The sequence below is a fragment of the Arhodomonas sp. KWT2 genome, from assembly GCF_041949875.1.
Lineage (GTDB): Bacteria > Pseudomonadota > Gammaproteobacteria > Nitrococcales > Nitrococcaceae > Arhodomonas > Arhodomonas aquaeolei.
This window is the reverse complement of sequence record NZ_JBHFPQ010000043.1, coordinates 64,340-81,217: the sequence shown is the minus strand read 5'-3', so window position 1 is coordinate 81,217 and position 16,878 is coordinate 64,340. Positions and strand designations below refer to the sequence as shown.

The window sequence follows — 16,878 nt, the reverse complement described above, 5'->3', positions numbered from 1 at the left end:
GCACCGGCGGGCTTGTGTTAGGGGGGTGGCGAACGCATATCATTGAACAAACCCGATGCGCTCAACCCCAGGTGACGCTGATGAATCGCGACCACTCGATCCCCAAGCAGCAGCTAAAGCGCATGCTGGAGGACGCCCCGTTCGAGCACATGACCAGCAGTGTCCATGTCCTCGACGGCGACCAGCGTGACGAGCGCCATGAGCTTGCGGGCGTATCCATCTATTCCAACGCCCAGGGCTGGATGGCGCAGGTCAACTGGCGCGCCGTGGTGGACAGCGACGAGGTCACCCTGCGCGTGGGTGACTCCGAGAGCGGCGAGCGTGCCTACGAGCTGCGTGACGAACAGCGCATGCGTGTCAGCGTGGAGGACGAGGGCGGCTCACCGGTCAGTGACGACGAGGTCTCCGCCATCGTCGCGCAGTCCCCCCTGGCGAAAAGCTGGGAGCAGGACGTGGTAGGGGTGCTCAAGGAGACCCGCGAGCGCCAGGCCACCGTCCACTGACCGTCCCCGAGCCGGGGCGGCCCGCTCCCGGGTCGTCCCGACGTCCCCGCCGCCTCCCACGCCGGCCGTCTAGCGCAGCCCCTGATTCACCGCCCATACCGCGGCCTGGACCCGGGATTTCAGCCCGAGCTTGCGCAGCAGGTTCTTCACGTGGACCTTCACGGTGCCCTCGCTGACATCCAGCCGCCGGGCGATGAGCTTGTTGCTGAGCCCCTGGGCGATGCCGCCGAGGACCTCGCGCTCGCGGGAGGTGAGCTCGGCGAGCCGCGCGCTGTCGTGGTCGCGGCCGCCGGTGATGGCGGTGGCCAGCAGCCGGGTGAGCCGGTCGCTGAGCACGAGCTTGCCGGTGGCCGCCTCGCGGATGCGCTCGAGCATGTCCTCCGGCTCCATATCCTTGAGCAGGTAGCCGTCCGCGCCGTCGCGCAGGGCGGCCATGACGTCGTCCTCGCTGTCGGAGACGGTGAGCATGATCACCCGTGCATGGCGGTCGTGCTCACGCAGCGCGCGCAGGGTGGCGAGGCCGTCCATGCCCTCCATCTGCAGGTCCAGCAGGACCAGGTCCGGCTCGTGCTCGCAGGCCAGACGCACGGCGGTCTCGCCGTCCGCCGCCTCGCCCACGCACTTCAGGCTGGGGTCCATCTCCAGGAGCTGGCGCACGCCCCGGCGGAACAGCGGATGGTCGTCGACGATGAGTACCCGCGTGAGCTCGTCGTTCATTCGTTCACTCCCGGTCCGGGCCCACCGCGGCGCAGGGCGGGCTGAAAGGCAAGTCGTACCACGGTACCGCCTTCGGGGGCGTTTCCGAAGGTGATCTCCCCGCCGAGCCCGCGGGCGCGCTCCTGCATGATGGTGGTGCCGTAGTGGTTCCTCCGGTGTGGCTCCGGGGGCATACCGGTACCGTCGTCGGTCACGGTGACCACGATCCGGTCGCCCTCCGGGCAGAGCCGCACGCGGGCGTGGCGGGCGTTGGCGTGCTGGACGACGTTGGCGAGGGCCTCACGCACGATCTGCACGGTGTGCAGCTCCTCGTTGGGGGTGAGCATGCCGTCGGAGACCCGGTGATCCAGGGTGATGCCGATGCCGCCACGGTCGGCGAATTCGTCGACCGCGGCGGTCAGGGCCTGTTCCAGGCCGCCCTCGCCGAGGCGCAGGCGGAAGGTGCTCAGCAGCTGGCGCAGCTGCTGGTAGGCACTGCTGAGGCCCTCGCGGATCTCGGCGAGGATCGCCGCCGCCGCCGGGCGGTCCACCGGGTCGCCGCGGAGCTGGGCCTCCAGCCGGGCGGTCTGGATCTTGAGGTACGACAGTGCCTGGGCGAGGGAGTCGTGGAGCTCCCGGGCGATCACCGCCCGTTCGTCCATCAGTGCGAGCCGGCGCCGGTCGGCCTCGCGGCGCTGGCGACCCAGGGCGGTGGCGATGTGGCCGGCCACCGTCTCGCACAGGCGCAGCTGCCAGTCGGGCAGGGCATTGCCGCCCGGGGGGCGCACCAGCAGGGCGCCGTGGTGGTCATCGCCCTCCGCCAGCGGCACGGCGAGCACGCCGTCCCCCACCAGGCAGGCGCCGCCCGGCGCCGGTAGTGCGTCCGCCGCGGGGCAGGGCGGGGCATCGACGGCCCCGGATCCGTCGGCGGCGACGATACGGCGAGAGCCGCCCCCGCCGGTGAGACACAGCGCCAGTGGCCCCACGCCGAGGGCGGTTTCCAGGCGGGCGAGGACATCGGCGTAGTCCGCGTCCCGGTCGGCGTGCTGGCTCAGCCGCCGGGCGGTGTCGTAGAGCACCTGCAGCGCGCGGTTGCTCTCCTCCAGGCGTGCCGTCTTGTAGCGCACGCGCTCCTCGAGGTTGCCGTACATGGCCTGCAGGTTGGCGGCCATACGGTTGAACGTGCGCGATATCAGGCCGATCTCGTCGTCGCCCCGATAGCTGGTGCGCGCGCCGAGGTCGCCCCGGCGCGCCGCCTCGACCACGCGGACGAGCTCGCGCAGCGGCGGTACGACGTCGGTGAGGATGCGGTACATGCTGAAGAACACCAGCGCGATGGTGACGAACAGGCTCAGGCCCTGGGCCAGGCGCAGGAGCTGGATCTTCTTCTCCGCCTCCTGCTGGAGCAGCCGCACCATGCTGTCCAGGCGGCCCACGTAGCCCCGGGCCTGGGCCAGGTAGCGCTGGCGGCCTGCGGCGTCGCCGGTCACCTCCGGGGCGAGCTCGTCGTCCCAGCGCCGGTGCACGCGGTGATAGGTCTCGGTCAGCGGGTGTGTGGATTCGTCCGGGATCACACCGGTGAGCGCCGGCGCCTCCAGCGTCTCGCGGAACTCGCGGACGTACTCGCGCAGGCGTTCGTCCGGGGCGTCGGCGCGGAGGGCATCGGCCAGGCGGTAGGTCTGCATGCGCAGGGTGCCCGCGATGTTGATCGCCGCGGCGTCACCCTTGGCCGTCTCCGCGATGATGATAGAGGTGAGCATGCTCACGATCGCCAGCGTCGATATGGCCGTCATCGCCAGTCCCACGCGCACCAGCAGCGAGCGGCGGGAGAGTGACCCGAGGGGCCACGAGCCGTCCGTCTCTACCTCCAATGAACCGCTCCCTTCATCCGTTCTACCCATAAAGTGGTATTCCAGAGGGTTTTTCACCTGAAGTAACAGTGACTTGGCATGCTATTCCGGGATACCCAGTAATATATATGTAACTGATTTTCCGGGAATATTGGAGATTCATGATTGACCTGGATCAAGGGGCGCCCGCCTTCACGAGCCCACGCTGACACCCAGTCAATCATTCCCCTCGTGTCAGGGAGGCTGCCATGAAGAACCTGGAAGGCGTAACGAGGCCCGATCAGTATCGGGCGCTGACGCTGAGCACCGTCGCGTTCACCGTGTGCTTCGCGGTGTGGACGATTTTTTCGGTCCTCGGGGTGAAGATCAAGCAGGAGCTCGGGCTCAACGAGACCGAGTTCGGTATCCTGATCGCGACGCCGGTGCTCACCGGCTCCATCAGCCGGATCTTTCTCGGTATCTGGACCGAGCAGTACGGCGGCCGGCGGGTGTTCAGCATCCTCATGCTCGTTACCGCGGTGTGCGTGTTCCTGCTCTCCTACGTGCACACCTACTGGATGTTCCTGATCGCCGCCCTCGGTGTGGGCCTGGCCGGCGGCTCGTTCATCGTGGGTATCGCCTACACCTCCTACTGGTTCGAGAAGGAGCGCCAGGGCACGGCACTGGGGATCTTCGGCGCGGGTAACGTGGGTGCGGCGGTGACCAACTTCGGTGCCCCGTTCCTGCTGGTCGCCCTCGGCTGGGAGCGCACCGCGGAGGTCTACGCGGTGATCCTGGCGATCATGGCGGTTGTGTTCTGGGTGCTCACCAAGGAGGACCCGATGACCGTGGCCCGGCGGAAGGCCGGTGCCCGGGGCACCTCCGCGCTCACCCAGCTCGAGCCCCTGCGTTACGTGCAGGTGTGGCGCTTCGCGCTGTACTACTTCTTCGTCTTCGGCGGCTTCGTCGCCCTGGCCTCCTATCTGCCGCGTTACTACGTCGGCGCCTACGGGCTCAGCATCGGCGTCGCCGGCACGCTCGCCGCGCTGTACTCGCTGCCCGCCAGCGTCTTCCGTGCCCTCGGCGGCTATCTCTCCGACCGCCTGGGGGCGCGCACGGTGATGTACCTCACCTTCATCGCCTCGCTGGTGTGCCTGTTCCTGCTCGCCTATCCGGAGACCCGCTACGTGGTCGAGGGCAAGAACGGCCCGATCGCGTTCAGCCTGGCCATGCCGCTGTGGGGTGTGGTGACGATCACCGTGCTGCTCGGCTTCTTCATGTCCCTGGGCAAGGCCGCGGTCTACAAGCACATCCCGGTCTACTACCCCGACCACGTCGGCTCCGTCGGCGGTCTGGTGGGGATGATCGGCGGTCTTGGCGGCTTCTTCCTGCCCATCCTCTTCGGGATCGTGCTCGACCTCACCGGCGTGTGGACCAGCTCCTACATGGTGCTGTTCGTGCTGGTCGCGGTGATGCTCATCTGGATGCACGTGGCGATCCGCCGCATGGAGCGCCGGCGCATTCCCGAGCTCTCCGAGGAGCGCTACCGCTACCTCCCGGAGATCCAGGAGCAGGGTGAGGCCGGACACGGTCAGTCCGCGTCGGCCTCCACCCCCGAGCACGGCGGCTCGGGCGCCGGGGCCCGCGCCTGAAAGAAAACACGGCGGCCGGGGTGAGCGCCCCGGCCGCTGCAAGCAACCATCGGGAGTTATCGACCATGGCCATCAATAACACGGCAAACAAGGGCGGGCACCAGGGCCGGGTGCTCACCGACTGGCGCCCCGAGGACGCCGAGTTCTGGGAGCGCGAGGGCAAGGCCGTCGCCACACGTAACCTCTGGATCTCCATCCCCTGCCTGCTGCTGGCCTTCTGCGTGTGGATGGTCTGGAGCGCGGTGGCGACGCGGCTGAACAACATCGGCTTCACCCTGACCACCAATGAGCTGTTCTGGCTCACGGCGCTGCCGGGGCTCTCCGGCGCGACCCTGCGCATCTTCTACAGCTTCATGGTGCCGATCTTCGGCGGCCGCCGCTGGACGGCGATCTCCACGGCCTCGCTGGCGTTGCCGGCGCTGTGGATGGGCGTGGCCGTGCAGGACCCGGGCACCACCTTCTGGGAGTTTGCCGCGATTGCGCTGCTGTGCGGTTTCGGCGGCGGCAACTTCGCCTCCAGCATGGCGAACATCAGCTTTTTCTACCCCAAGAGCCAGCAGGGCACCGCCCTCGGCCTCAACGCCGGTCTCGGCAACCTGGGCGTGTCGGTGATGCAGTTCGTGGTGCCGGCGGTGATCACCACCGGCTCGCTGTCGTTCATGTTCGGTTCCTACCAGACCCTCGCGGACGGCGGCCGGCTGTGGCTGCAGAACGCCGGGCTGGTGTGGGTGCCGTTCATCGTGCTGTTCACCGTGATCGCGTGGTTCGGGATGAACGACGTGGCCTCGGCGCGGGCCTCGTTCCGTGACCAGGCCGTGATCTTCCGGCGCAAGCACCAGTGGCTGATGAGCTGGCTCTACATCGCCACCTTCGGCAGCTTCATCGGCTACTCCGCCGGCTTCCCCATGCTCATCAAGACCCAGTTCCCCGACGTCGACCCGCTGCAGTACGCCTTCCTCGGGCCGATGGTGGGTGCGCTCATCCGCCCCGTGGGTGGCTGGATGGCCGACAAGATCGGCGGTGCACGGGTCACGCTGTGGAACTTCGTGGTGATGATCGCCGCGGTCTTCGGGGTGGTCTACTTCCTGCCGGTGATGGGCACCGCGGGCAACTTCTGGGGCTTCTTCCTGGCCTTCATGGTGCTGTTCGTGACCACCGGCGTGGGCAACGGCTCCACCTTCCGGATGATCCCGATCATCTTCCACACCCAGCACGGGCGCTGGAGCGAGGGCAAGGACGAGGCCGCACGGGCCCAGGCCGTGAAGGACGCCAACAAGGAGTCGGCGGCGACGCTGGGCTTCAGCTCGGCGCTGGCGGCCTACGGTGCCTTCTTCATCCCCAAGGCGTACGGCACGTCCATCGCCCTGACCGGCGGTCCGACCGCCGCCCTGTACGCCTTTGTCGCGTACTACGTCACCTGCGTCGTCGTGACGTGGTGGTTCTACGAGCGTCACGACGCGGAGATCCCCTGCTGAGCACGGTCCCTGCCGGAGGCCCGCCCCCAGAGCGGGTCCCGGCCGGCCCCGATGACGACAGACAACGCTTGAACGAGGCCCGACCATGAGTCACTTTCTCGACCGCCTGATGTTCTTCCGCAAGGTCCAGGACCAGTTTGCGGACGGCCACGGCCAGACCACCTACGAGGACCGCTCGTGGGAGAAGGCCTACCGCCAGCGCTGGCAGCACGACAAGATCGTGCGCTCCACCCACGGGGTGAACTGCACCGGCGCCTGCTCCTGGAAGATCTACGTCAAGGACGGCCTGGTCACCTGGGAGACCCAGCAGACCGACTATCCGCGCACCCGTCCCGACCTGCCCAACCACGAGCCCCGGGGCTGTCCGCGCGGGGCGAGCTATTCCTGGTACATCTACTCGGCGAACCGGCTGAAGTACCCCATGATCCGTGGCCGGCTGCTGCGGGCATGGCGTGAGGCGCGTGCCGAGCACAATGACCCGGTGGACGCCTGGGCGGCACTGACCTCGGACCCCGAGCGCGTACGCGATTACCAGTCCGTGCGCGGGCTCGGCGGGCTGGTGCGTGCCGACTGGGACGAGGTCACCGAGCTCATCGCCGCGGCCAACATCCACACCATCAAGCGTTACGGGCCGGACCGCATCGCCGGGTTCTCGCCGATCCCGGCCATGTCCATGCTCTCCTACGCCGCGGGCACGCGTTACCTCTCGCTGCTCGGCGGCGTGTGCCTGTCGTTCTACGACTGGTACTGCGACCTGCCGCCGGCGTCGCCGATGACCTGGGGCGAGCAGACCGACGTGCCCGAGTCCGCGGACTGGTACAACTCGAAGTTCATCATGATGTGGGGCTCCAACGTGCCGCAGACGCGCACCCCGGACGCCCACTTCATGACCGAGGCGCGCTACAACGGCACCAAGATGGTCACCGTCTCGCCGGACTACGCCGAGGCGACCAAGTTCGCCGACCGCTGGCTGGCGCCGAAGCAGGGCACCGACGCCGCACTGGCGATGGCCCTCGGCCACGTGATCCTGCGCGAATACCACCTCGACAATCCCAGCGACTATTTCGTCGACTACTGCCGGCGCTATACGGACATGCCCTTCCTGGTGCGCCTCGACGACAACGCCGGGCACACCGTGCCGGGACGCTTCCTGCGGGCGGCGGACTTCGCCGAGGCCCTGGGCGAGGACGGCAAGCCGGACTGGAAGACCGTCGCCTTCGACGAGGCCAGCGACGAGGTGGTCGTGCCCCAGGGCTCCGTCGGCTTCCGCTGGGACGAGAGCGGGCGCTGGAACCTGGAGCAGCGCGACGGCCAGGGCCGGGAGATCTCCCTGCGCCTGAGCCAGCTCGACAGCCGCGACGATGTCGCCACCGTCGCCTTCCCGTACTTCGGCGGCATCGCCCACGAGCACTTCAACAGCACCGAGCACCCGGACGTGCTCGAGCGCCGCGTGCCGGTGCGCCGCGTGACCCTGGCCAACGGCGAGACCGCCCGCGTGGCCACGGTCTACGACCTGATGATGGCCCACTACGGCCTCGACCGCGGCCTCGACGACGATGCCGTGGCCTCGAGCTACGACGACGATCTCCCCTACACCCCCGCGTGGCAGGAGCACATCACCGGCGTCGACCGCCGCGACGTGGTGCAGGTCGCCCGGGAGTTCGCGGAGACCGCCCACAAGACCAACGGCCGTTCCATGGTCATCCTCGGTGCCGGGCTCAACCACTGGTACCACATGGACATGAACTACCGCGGCATCATCAACATGCTGGTGATGTGCGGCTGCGTCGGCCAGAGCGGGGGCGGCTGGGCCCACTACGTGGGCCAGGAGAAGCTCCGTCCGCAGACCGGCTGGCTGCCGGTGGCCTTCGCCCTCGACTGGGCCCGGCCGCCGCGGCAGATGAACGGCACCTCGTTCTTCTACGCCCACACCGACCAGTGGCGCTACGAGCGGCTGCGCGTCGACGAGATCCTCTCGCCGCTGGCCGACGCCGACGACTGGCAGGGCAGCCTCATCGACTACAACGTCCGTGCCGAGCGCATGGGCTGGCTGCCGTCCGCGCCCCAGCTCGGGCGCAACCCCCTGGAGGTGGCCCGCGAGGCCATCGAGGCGGGCGAGGACCCCAAGGCCTACGTGGTCGAGCAGCTGCGCTCCGGGCGCCTGCACATGGCCTGCGAGGACCCGGACGACCCGGCAAACTACCCGCGCAACATGTTCGTGTGGCGCTCCAACCTGCTGGGCTCCAGCGGCAAGGGCCACGAGTACTTCCTGCGCCACCTGCTCGGCACCAGCGACGGCGTCCAGGCCGAGGACCTCCATGAGCTCGACGACGGCGAGAAGCCCGCGGAGGTCACCTGGCACGACGAGGCGCCGCGGGGCAAGCTCGACCTGCTGGTGACGCTGGACTTCCGCATGTCCACCACCTGCCTGTACTCCGACGTCGTTCTGCCCACGGCCACGTGGTACGAGAAGAACGACCTCAACACCTCGGACATGCACCCGTTCATCCACCCGCTCTCCGAGGCGGTGAACCCGGCGTGGGAGTCCCGCAGCGACTGGGACATCTACCGCGACCTGGCGAAGCGGTTCTCCGAGCTGGTGACCGGTCACCTCGGCGTGGAGAAGGACCTGGTCACGGTGCCGCTGCTCCACGACACCCCCGCGGAGCTCGCCCAGCCCTATGACGTTCAGGACTGGCGCAAGGGCGAGTGCGACCCGGTGCCCGGGCAGACCATGCCCAACATCGCCGTGGTCGAGCGCGACTACCCGGCGCTCTACGAGCGCTTCACCGCCCTCGGCCCGCTCATGGACCAGCTCGGCAACGGCGGCAAGGGCATCAGCTGGAACACCGAGGCGGAGGTCGAGTTCCTCGGCCGCCTCAACGGCCGCTGGCACGACGGCGAGCACCACAAGGGCCGGCCGAAGATGTACACCGCCATCGACGCCGCCGAGACGGTGATGAGCCTCGCCCCGGAGACCAACGGCCACGTCGCGGTCAAGGCCTGGGGGGCGCTGGAGCGGTTCACCGGCCGTGAGCACAGTCACCTGGCAGCGCACAAGGCAGACGAGTCGATCCGCTTCCGCGACATCGTCGCCCAGCCGCGCAAGATCATCTCCTCGCCCACCTGGTCGGGGATCGAGTCCGAGGAGGTCTGCTACAACGCCGGCTGGACCAACGTCCACCAGCTCATCCCCTGGCGCACGCTCACCGGCCGCCAGCAGCTCTACCAGGACCACGCGTGGATGCGGGCCTTCGGCGAGGGCTTCACCACCTACCGTCCGCCGGTGAACACGCGCACCGTCCGGCCGCTGCTGGGCGAGCGGGGCAACGGCAACCCCGAGCTGGTGCTCAACTGGATCACCCCGCACCAGAAGTGGGGCATCCACAGCACCTATTCGGACAACCTGCTCATGCTCACGCTCTCCCGCGGCGGGCCCATCGTGTGGATGTCGGAGGGTGACGCCAAGCGTGCCGGCATCGAGGACAACGACTGGATCGAGGTGTTCAACACCAACGGCGCGCTGGTCGCGCGGGCGGTGGTCTCCCAGCGCGTCCCGGACGGGATGACGATGATGTACCACGCCCAGGAGCGCATCGTGAACACCCCCGGATCGGAGATTACCGGCGCCCGCGGCGGCATCCACAACTCCGTGACCCGGGCGGTGCTCAAGCCCACCCACATGATCGGCGGCTACGCCCAGCAGAGCTGGGGCTTCAACTACTACGGCACGGTCGGCTCCAACCGCGACGAGTTCGTGATCGTCCGGCGGATGGACAAGGTGGACTGGCTGGAAGGCGACGACGAAAGCATTCTGGAACAGGAGTACACGCGATGAGGGTGCGCGCACAGATCGGCAAGGTACTCAACCTCGACAAGTGCATCGGCTGCCACACGTGCTCGGTGACCTGCAAGAACGTGTGGACCTCGCGCGAGGGTATGGAGTACGCCTGGTTCAACAATGTGGAGACCAAGCCCGGCATCGGTTATCCCAAGGACTGGGAGAACCAGGACCGCTGGCGGGGTGGCTGGCAGCGCACGGGCCGCGGTGACCGCGCGGGCATCCGCCCGCGCATCGGCGGCAAGTGGCGGGTGCTCGCCAATGTCTTCGCCAACCCGGACCTGCCGGAGATCGACGACTACTACGAGCCGTTCAACTTCGACTACCAGCGCCTGCACAACGCCCCGGAGTCGAAGGCCCAGCCGACGGCCAAGCCGTACTCGGCGATCACCGGCAAGCCCATGGACAAGATCGAGTGGGGGCCGAACTGGGAGGAGATCCTCGGCGGCGAGTTCGAGAAGCGCTCCCAGGACTACAACTTCCAGAACGTGCAGAAGGAGATCTACGGGCAGTTCGAGAACACCTTCATGATGTATCTGCCCCGTCTCTGCGAGCACTGCCTCAATCCCACGTGCGTGGCGAGCTGCCCGTCGGGGGCGATCTACAAGCGCGAGGAGGACGGCATCGTCCTGATCGACCAGGACAAGTGCCGGGGCTGGCGCATGTGCATCTCCGGCTGCCCGTACAAGAAGATTTACTACAACTGGCAGTCCGGGAAGTCGGAGAAGTGCACCTTCTGCTATCCGCGCATCGAGGCCGGCCAGCCCACGGTCTGCTCCGAGACCTGCGTGGGCCGCATCCGCTACCTCGGGGTGATGCTCTACGACGCCGACGCCATCGAGGAGGCCGCCTCCACGGCCAGCGAGCAGGACCTCTACGAGGCCCAGCTGCGGGTGTTCCTCGACCCCAATGACCCGGAGGTCATCGCCCAGGCCCGCCGCGACGGCGTGCCCGACTCCTGGCTGGAGGCGGCGAAGGTCTCGCCGGTCTACCGCATGGCGATGGAGTGGAAGGTCGCCTTCCCGCTGCACCCGGAGTACCGCACGCTGCCGATGGTCTGGTACGTGCCGCCGCTCTCGCCGATCAGCGCCGCGGCGGACGCCGGCCACGTCGGCCTTGACGGCCTCATCCCGGACGTGGAGAGCCTGCGCATCCCGCTGACCTACCTCGCCAACATGCTCACCGCCGGCGACGAGCGCCCGGTGGCCTCGGCGCTCCGGCGCATGCTTGCCATGCGCCTCTACCGCCGGCGCCAGACCGTCGACGGCGTCACCGACCGGGAGCTGCTGGAGCAGGTGGGCCTCAGCGAGGCGGCCATGGAGGAGATGTACCAGGTCATGGCCATTGCCAACTACGAGGACCGCTTCGTGATCCCCACCAACCACCGGGAGCTCAGCACCGACGACCCCTGGGGCGAGCGCAGCGGCTGCGGCTTCAGCTTCGGCGACGGCTGCCACACCCAGGGCGTCACCCGGCCGAACCTCTTCGGTGCCAAGAACCCGCGCAAGCGGGCGTTCCCCAACCGCGAGGACCTGCTGGCGCGGGCCCGCAAGGTCTCCTGAGGAGGGCACCATGCAGACACTGAAGGTAATCGCGGCACTGCTGCACTATCCCGACGCGGCGCTGCAGCGGCACGTCGACGAGATCCTGGAGGCCCTCGACGCCGAGGCCCTGGTCACCGGCGAGTCCCGCCGGCGGATCGGGGCGCTGGCGGCGGAGCTGCGCGACAGCGACCTGCTGGACGTGCAGTCCCGCTACGTCGAGACCTTCGACCGCGGCCGGGCCCGCTCGCTGTATCTCTTCGAGCACGTCCACGGCGAGTCCCGCGACCGCGGGGCCGCCATGGTGGACCTCCAGCTCGCCTACCGGGCCGCCGGCTTCGAGATCGCGGTCAGTGAGCTGCCGGACTACGTGCCGCTGTTCCTGGAGTTCTGCGCGTCGCTGCCGGACGGCGAGGCCCTGGCGTGGCTGGAGGAGGTGGGGCACCTGATCCAGCTCCTCCACGCCCGGCTCGCCGAGCGGGAGAGCCCCTACGCCGTACTCCTGGAGCCGCTGCTCGCCTTTGCCGCGGTGGAGGCGGACGAGTCGGTGCGCGAGCGTGTGGCCGCCGAGCCCCGGGACGACACCCCGGAGGCGCTCGACGCGGTGTGGATGGAGGCGCCGGTGACCTTTGGCCCGGAGGGCGGCTGCGGTGCCGCCGCCGGGCGCAAGGGCGGGGCGCAACCGGTGCAGTGGGGCGCGCCGCGCAGCGGCACGGCCTGAACAATCGAGGAGGCGACCATGTCGTTCCTGAACAACCTGCTTTTCGGCTACTACCCGTATATCGCGGGCACGGTCTTCCTGCTCGGCAGCATCGTGCGCTTCGATATGAGCCAGTACACCTGGAAGACCAACTCCAGCCAGCTGTTCGACTCCAGCCGGCGGTTCCGTATCGGTAACATCCTCTTCCACGTGGGCATCATCCTGCTGTTCTTCGGCCACCTCGTCGGGCTGCTGATGCCCCACTGGATGTACCCGTGGTTCGGCCTCACCCCCGGCAGCAAGCAGGTGATGGCGATGACCGCCGGTGGCATCTTCGGCACCCTCGCCCTGGTCGGCGGCTGGATCCTGATCCAGCGCCGGCTGACCAACGAGCGCGTGCGGGCCAACTCGAGCCGCATGGATACCTTCATCATCCTGCTGCTGTACGTGCAGCTGGTACTGGGCATGCTCACCATCCCGGTCTCGGCGACCCACCTGGACGGTGGCACGATGCTGGAGCTCGCCGACTGGGCGCAGCACATCGTGACCTTCCGCCCCGGCGCGGCGGAGTACATCGCCGACGTGAGCCTGGTGTTCAAGCTGCACCTGTTCCTCGGGCTGACGACCTTCCTGGTCTTCCCGTTCACCCGGCTCGTCCACATCTGGAGCGCGCCGGTGTGGTACCTCGGGCGCAGCTACCAGCTGGTGCGTCAGCGCCAGGGCTGAGCCTCCGCCACCCCGCCGCCTGCGGGCGGCGGGGCGTGCGCCGGGCGCCGTCGATCAGGCATGCTGCGGCCGAGCCGTAAGCGACCCGGAGAAGGCCGATGACGCCACGACTGACCCGACTCACTGTGATCGCGGTGCTTGCGCCGCTCACCGGCTGTGCCGTGCCCGCGGGTGACGGCGCGGACGTGGGCGGTGCCGCGGCGGGGCCGCCGGAGCAGGCGCCCGTGACCCGTTATCGCTGCGGCGATACCGCCGTAGACCTCGTCGGTACCGGCGCCACCGCCTGGCTGAACGCCGGTTGCCGGCGTTACCGGCTCGAGCGGGTGCGTACCGCCTCGGGGGCGAAGTACGCGGGCCGGGGTGGCGCGGTCAGTGTCTGGTCCCACGGCGCCCGCGCCCGGGTCGTGCTCGACGGCCGGGTGCTGCCGGAGTGCGTCGCCGCGCTTAGCCGGCCCTACGAGGCGCGGGGCAACGAGCCGGGCTGGCACCTGGAGCTTAGGGACAGCCGCCTGGTCCTGGTGGCGGACTACGGCGAGCGGCGCGTCGACCGTCCCGCGCCGGCGCCCGAGCCGGTGGCCGGCGGGCGCCGTTACCGGGCGCCGGGCAGCGGCGGCGCCGACGCGGTCACGGTGACCGTGCGCGAGGGGCCGTGCGCGGACGACATGACCGGCATGCCCCATCCCCACCGGGTCGAGGTGAGCCTGGACGGCCGCACGCTGCGCGGCTGCGGCGGTGATCCCCGGGCGCTGCTCGCCGGCCGCCGCTGGCGGGTGACCGGGATGCCGGCGGCAGGGCACACGGACGCCGGCGCCTATACCCTGCGCTTTCGCCGGGACGGGCGGGTCACCGGGCGGGCGGCGGGGCGGCGCTATGCCGGCACCTACACGCTGACGCCCGCCACGCTGAGGCTGAGCGGGCTGGCGGCGGCCGGTAACGGTGCCGCGCCGCGTCTGCTGCGCCTGCTCGCCGACGTGCGCCGCTTCGGCATTGCCGACGACGGCGCGCTGATCCTTCACACCGGTGACGGACGGCGTCTCCGTGCGGTCGGGGAGGCGCAGTGATGGACGGGGAATCCGCACACAAGCGCCCGGTGGAGGGCGAGCTTACCGTCCACTTCCCCAAGCTGTCGCTGGCCGGCACTTTCCGCGGGGACGACGAGACCTTCGTGATCGCGGACGTGGACGAACGCCTGGCGAGCCTGGTCGAGCCGGGGCTGCTGCGCCCCGGCTTCACCGAGCTGCGTTTCACCGGCCGGCGCTACCGCCTGGATTACCCCCGCGACCGCGGTGCCGGGGAGATCGCCGGCGACGTTCTGGGCCGCCTCTTCGGCAGGCCGCGGCGCCGCGTCACCTGGCGCGCCGGGGCGGGCGTGGTGGCTGAGCTGGAGACCGACACCACGGTGGACAGCGGCGGCATCCAGCAGCGGCGGAGCTGGACTGCGCATTACCGCCTGGACGGCACCGGCTACAAGGTGCTCTGCCGCCGTCACAGCGCCGGCCGGCGTGGGCTTGACCGCACGCTGTTCGCCGACGGGCTGGCCGTTGCGGAGGCCGTGCCCAACCCGTTCTCGGCGCTGGAGCTCGACCTTACCGTCCAGCGGCCGGTGCCGCTGGACGCCCTTGCCATCGCCGTCCACATGATGGGCTGGCTGCCCACCGCCTCCGGCTCCGCGGGTGGCGGCACGGCCGGTGGCGGTGGTGGCGACGGCGGCGGGGGCTGCTGAGACCGCGGGCCGGCGGCCGCGGACCGACACCATCAGCCGGGTCGCCATGACCCGGCGCGACACGAGAGGGCAACGATGCCTATCACGATCAACGCAATCGAGATCAGCGACGAGGCGGTGAATATCGAGTCCGCCAACTACGAGGGCGGGGACATCGCCGAGCGCCAGCGCCAGGCGGCGGTGGCGCTCGCCGTGCGCGAGCTGCTGCGTCAGCGGGCGGTGGAGACCGGCCTCGCCACCGAGGCCGAGGCCGACGACGGCGTGATCGACGCCCTCATCGAACGCGAGGTCACCATCCCGGAGGCCGGCGACGACGACTGCCGGGCCTACTACGAGAACAACCGCGAGCGCTTCCGCGAACCGCCGAGGGTGTACGCCCGGCACATCCTGCTGGCGGCGCTGCCCGACGATCCCGACAAGCGCGTGAGCCAGCGCGACCAGGCGGAGGCGCTGATCGCCGAGTGCCGCGACGGTGCGCCGTTCATCGATCTCGCCCGGCGCCACTCCGACTGCCCGTCCCGGGAGTACGGCGGTGAGCTCGGCGAGATCGCCCCGGGGGCGACCGTGCCGGAGTTCGAGCGCGCCGTGTGGCGGCTGCCCGAGGGGCTGGCGGCGCGCCCGGTGGAGACGCGCTACGGCTGGCACGTCGTCGACGTGCAGAGCCACGAGCCCGGCCACCTGCCGGACTACGAGACGGTGCGCCCGCGCATCGCCGACTACCTCACCGAGCGGGTGCGCCGCCGCGCCTTCGGCCAGTACGTGCGGCTGCTCGCCGCCGAGGCGGACATCGAGGGTGTCGACCTCGACGCCGCGGACTCCCCGCTGGTGCAGTGAACCAGTGAGAAGATCGGTCACTCCCTGGCACGGTGTGGAGACGCCTGCCATGCTGTCCGGCGGACCGCCCGCCGCGCGGCGGGCGTCAGTCACCACGGCCCGGGGAGGGCACGAGCACCGATGGACTACCAACGTTATCGCGAGGTCCTGAGCGAGCGCGTCGGCCGGCTGCCGGCGCGGTTCGATGCCGGGGAGTACCGGCGCCGCCTGGAGGCGGTGCGCGCGGGCATGCAGCGCGACGGCCTGGAGGCGCTGCTGGTCACCGACGCCGCCGAGGTGTGCTATCTCACCGGCTACTCGACCTTCGAGGTCTCCGTGTCCATCGCGCTGGTGGTCACGCCCTCGCGGACGTGGCTGCAGGTGCCCTCCATCGAGACCGGCCCGGCGGTGACCATGGCCCACGTCGACGAGATCGTGGGCTATCGCTGGGAGTTCCCCCACGAGGCCACGCGGCAGCTCGCCGAAGCCCTGGCCGGAGCGCGCCGGGTCGGCGTCGACGAGTGGGCACCGGGCCTGCGCCCCGGGCTGCTCGCCGCGCTGAGCGCCGTCCACGAGGCCGAGTGGGTCGCCACCGGCGAGCTGGTCGCGGCGGTGCGGCGGGTGAAGTCCGACGCCGAGCTGGCGGTGCTCGCCGAGAGCGCACGGATCACCGAGGCGGGCCTGGCGGCCTCCGCGGAGACCGTCGCCCCCGGTGTGACCGACTCCGAGGTCGCCGCCGCCGGCGCCCGCGCCATGCTCGCCGCGGGCAGCGAGTTCATGAGCATGCAGCCCATCGTCGCCGCCGGCGTGCGCTCGAGCATCATCCACAGCAACCATAACGGTCACCGGATCGCCGACGGCGAGCCGGTGTTCCTGGAGTACGGCGCCGTGCGCGGGCGCTATACCGCGCCGCAGATGCGCACCGTGGTCTGCGGCGAACCCACACAGGCCATGCGCGGGCTCTATGGCGCCTGCGCCGATCTCGTCGCGGGCCTGCGCGAGGCCATGCGCCCGGGCAACACCTTCGACGCCGCCGCCCGGGCGGCGGAGGCGGTGCTAGCGCCCCACGCCGACTCGGTGTTCTTCTCCGGTGTGTTCGGCTATACCGTCGGCGTGCAGTTCCCGCCGTCCTGGGTGGAGGGCACGGGCTTCATTGCCCGTGGGGTCGGGACGGTGTTCGAGCCGGGCATGGTCTTCCACCTGCCCATTTGCCTGCGCCGTCCCGGCGAGTGGGGCATCGGCATGAGCGAGACAGTGGTGGTCGAGGCCGGCGGTGCGCGGGCGATCACCGCCAACGACTGGGAGCTGGGCACCTGAGGGCGGGTGCCGGGTGGTTCCCCCGGCGAAGTGAATACAGTTATCCTCTTTGATTGTGTTCA

The 16,878-nt window shown here is 69.7% G+C and carries 13 protein-coding genes; 11 read left to right on the top strand and 2 right to left on the bottom strand.

The features are described 5' to 3' along the window. The first annotated feature begins 80 nt into the window (after positions 1–80). A complete protein-coding gene (locus ACEZHJ_RS09685; RefSeq protein WP_018718197.1) occupies positions 81–503 on the top strand; it encodes a hypothetical protein in 423 nt (140 codons plus the stop codon). A gap of 69 nt (positions 504–572) precedes the next feature. On the opposite strand, the gene narL is transcribed toward ACEZHJ_RS09685, so the two are convergent. After that, positions 573–1,220: a two-component system response regulator NarL gene (narL, locus tag ACEZHJ_RS09680; protein ID WP_018718196.1), complete on the bottom strand. Its 648-nt coding sequence runs from the start codon at positions 1,218–1,220 to the stop codon at positions 573–575. Continuing rightward, positions 1,217–3,070 (bottom strand): type IV pili methyl-accepting chemotaxis transducer N-terminal domain-containing protein, encoded by a 1,854-nt coding sequence (locus ACEZHJ_RS09675; protein WP_018718195.1) that lies wholly within the window; start codon positions 3,068–3,070, stop codon positions 1,217–1,219. The genes narL and ACEZHJ_RS09675 overlap by 4 nt, the downstream gene beginning before the upstream one ends. Before the next feature lie 227 nt (positions 3,071–3,297). Here ACEZHJ_RS09675 and ACEZHJ_RS09670 point away from each other — a divergent pair, with 227 nt between their 5' ends. From ACEZHJ_RS09670 to ACEZHJ_RS09625, 10 genes are all read left to right on the top strand, one after another. Further along, the gene (locus ACEZHJ_RS09670) at positions 3,298–4,680 is read left to right on the top strand and encodes a nitrate/nitrite transporter (protein ID WP_018718194.1); all 1,383 of its coding nucleotides are present in this window, start codon (positions 3,298–3,300) and stop codon (positions 4,678–4,680) included. Between the two features lie 65 nt (positions 4,681–4,745). Further along, complete coding sequence (locus ACEZHJ_RS09665) at positions 4,746–6,155, top strand: NarK family nitrate/nitrite MFS transporter (RefSeq protein WP_163138648.1); 1,410 nt, start codon at positions 4,746–4,748, stop codon at positions 6,153–6,155. An 85-nt stretch (positions 6,156–6,240) separates the two neighbouring features. Beyond that, on the top strand, positions 6,241–9,993 hold the full coding sequence (locus tag ACEZHJ_RS09660) for a nitrate reductase subunit alpha (protein ID WP_163138649.1): 3,753 nt from the start codon (positions 6,241–6,243) through the stop codon (positions 9,991–9,993). After that, a complete protein-coding gene (narH, locus tag ACEZHJ_RS09655) occupies positions 9,990–11,558 on the top strand; it encodes a nitrate reductase subunit beta (protein ID WP_018718191.1) in 1,569 nt (522 codons plus the stop codon). Before ACEZHJ_RS09660 ends, narH begins: the two co-directional genes overlap by 4 nt. 10 nt (positions 11,559–11,568) lie before the next feature. After that, positions 11,569–12,258, top strand: coding sequence for a nitrate reductase molybdenum cofactor assembly chaperone (narJ, locus tag ACEZHJ_RS09650; protein ID WP_018718190.1), 690 nt, complete (start codon positions 11,569–11,571; stop codon positions 12,256–12,258). Positions 12,259–12,276: 18 nt separating this feature from the next. Further along, positions 12,277–12,963 carry a respiratory nitrate reductase subunit gamma gene (narI, locus tag ACEZHJ_RS09645; protein ID WP_018718189.1) on the top strand — a complete coding sequence of 229 codons (687 nt, stop codon included), beginning with the start codon at positions 12,277–12,279 and terminating at the stop codon, positions 12,961–12,963. A gap of 98 nt (positions 12,964–13,061) precedes the next feature. Next, a complete protein-coding gene (locus ACEZHJ_RS09640; RefSeq protein WP_163138650.1) occupies positions 13,062–14,024 on the top strand; it encodes an META domain-containing protein in 963 nt (320 codons plus the stop codon). Continuing rightward, on the top strand, positions 14,024–14,686 hold the full coding sequence (locus ACEZHJ_RS09635) for a hypothetical protein (protein ID WP_163138651.1): 663 nt from the start codon (positions 14,024–14,026) through the stop codon (positions 14,684–14,686). The genes ACEZHJ_RS09640 and ACEZHJ_RS09635 overlap by 1 nt, the downstream gene beginning before the upstream one ends. A 75-nt stretch (positions 14,687–14,761) precedes the next feature. Further along, on the top strand, positions 14,762–15,520 hold the full coding sequence (locus ACEZHJ_RS09630; RefSeq protein ID WP_018718186.1) for a peptidylprolyl isomerase: 759 nt from the start codon (positions 14,762–14,764) through the stop codon (positions 15,518–15,520). Between the two features lie 120 nt (positions 15,521–15,640). Then, the gene (locus ACEZHJ_RS09625; RefSeq protein WP_018718185.1) at positions 15,641–16,816 is read left to right on the top strand and encodes a Xaa-Pro peptidase family protein; all 1,176 of its coding nucleotides are present in this window, start codon (positions 15,641–15,643) and stop codon (positions 16,814–16,816) included. Positions 16,817–16,878 lie beyond the last annotated feature (62 nt).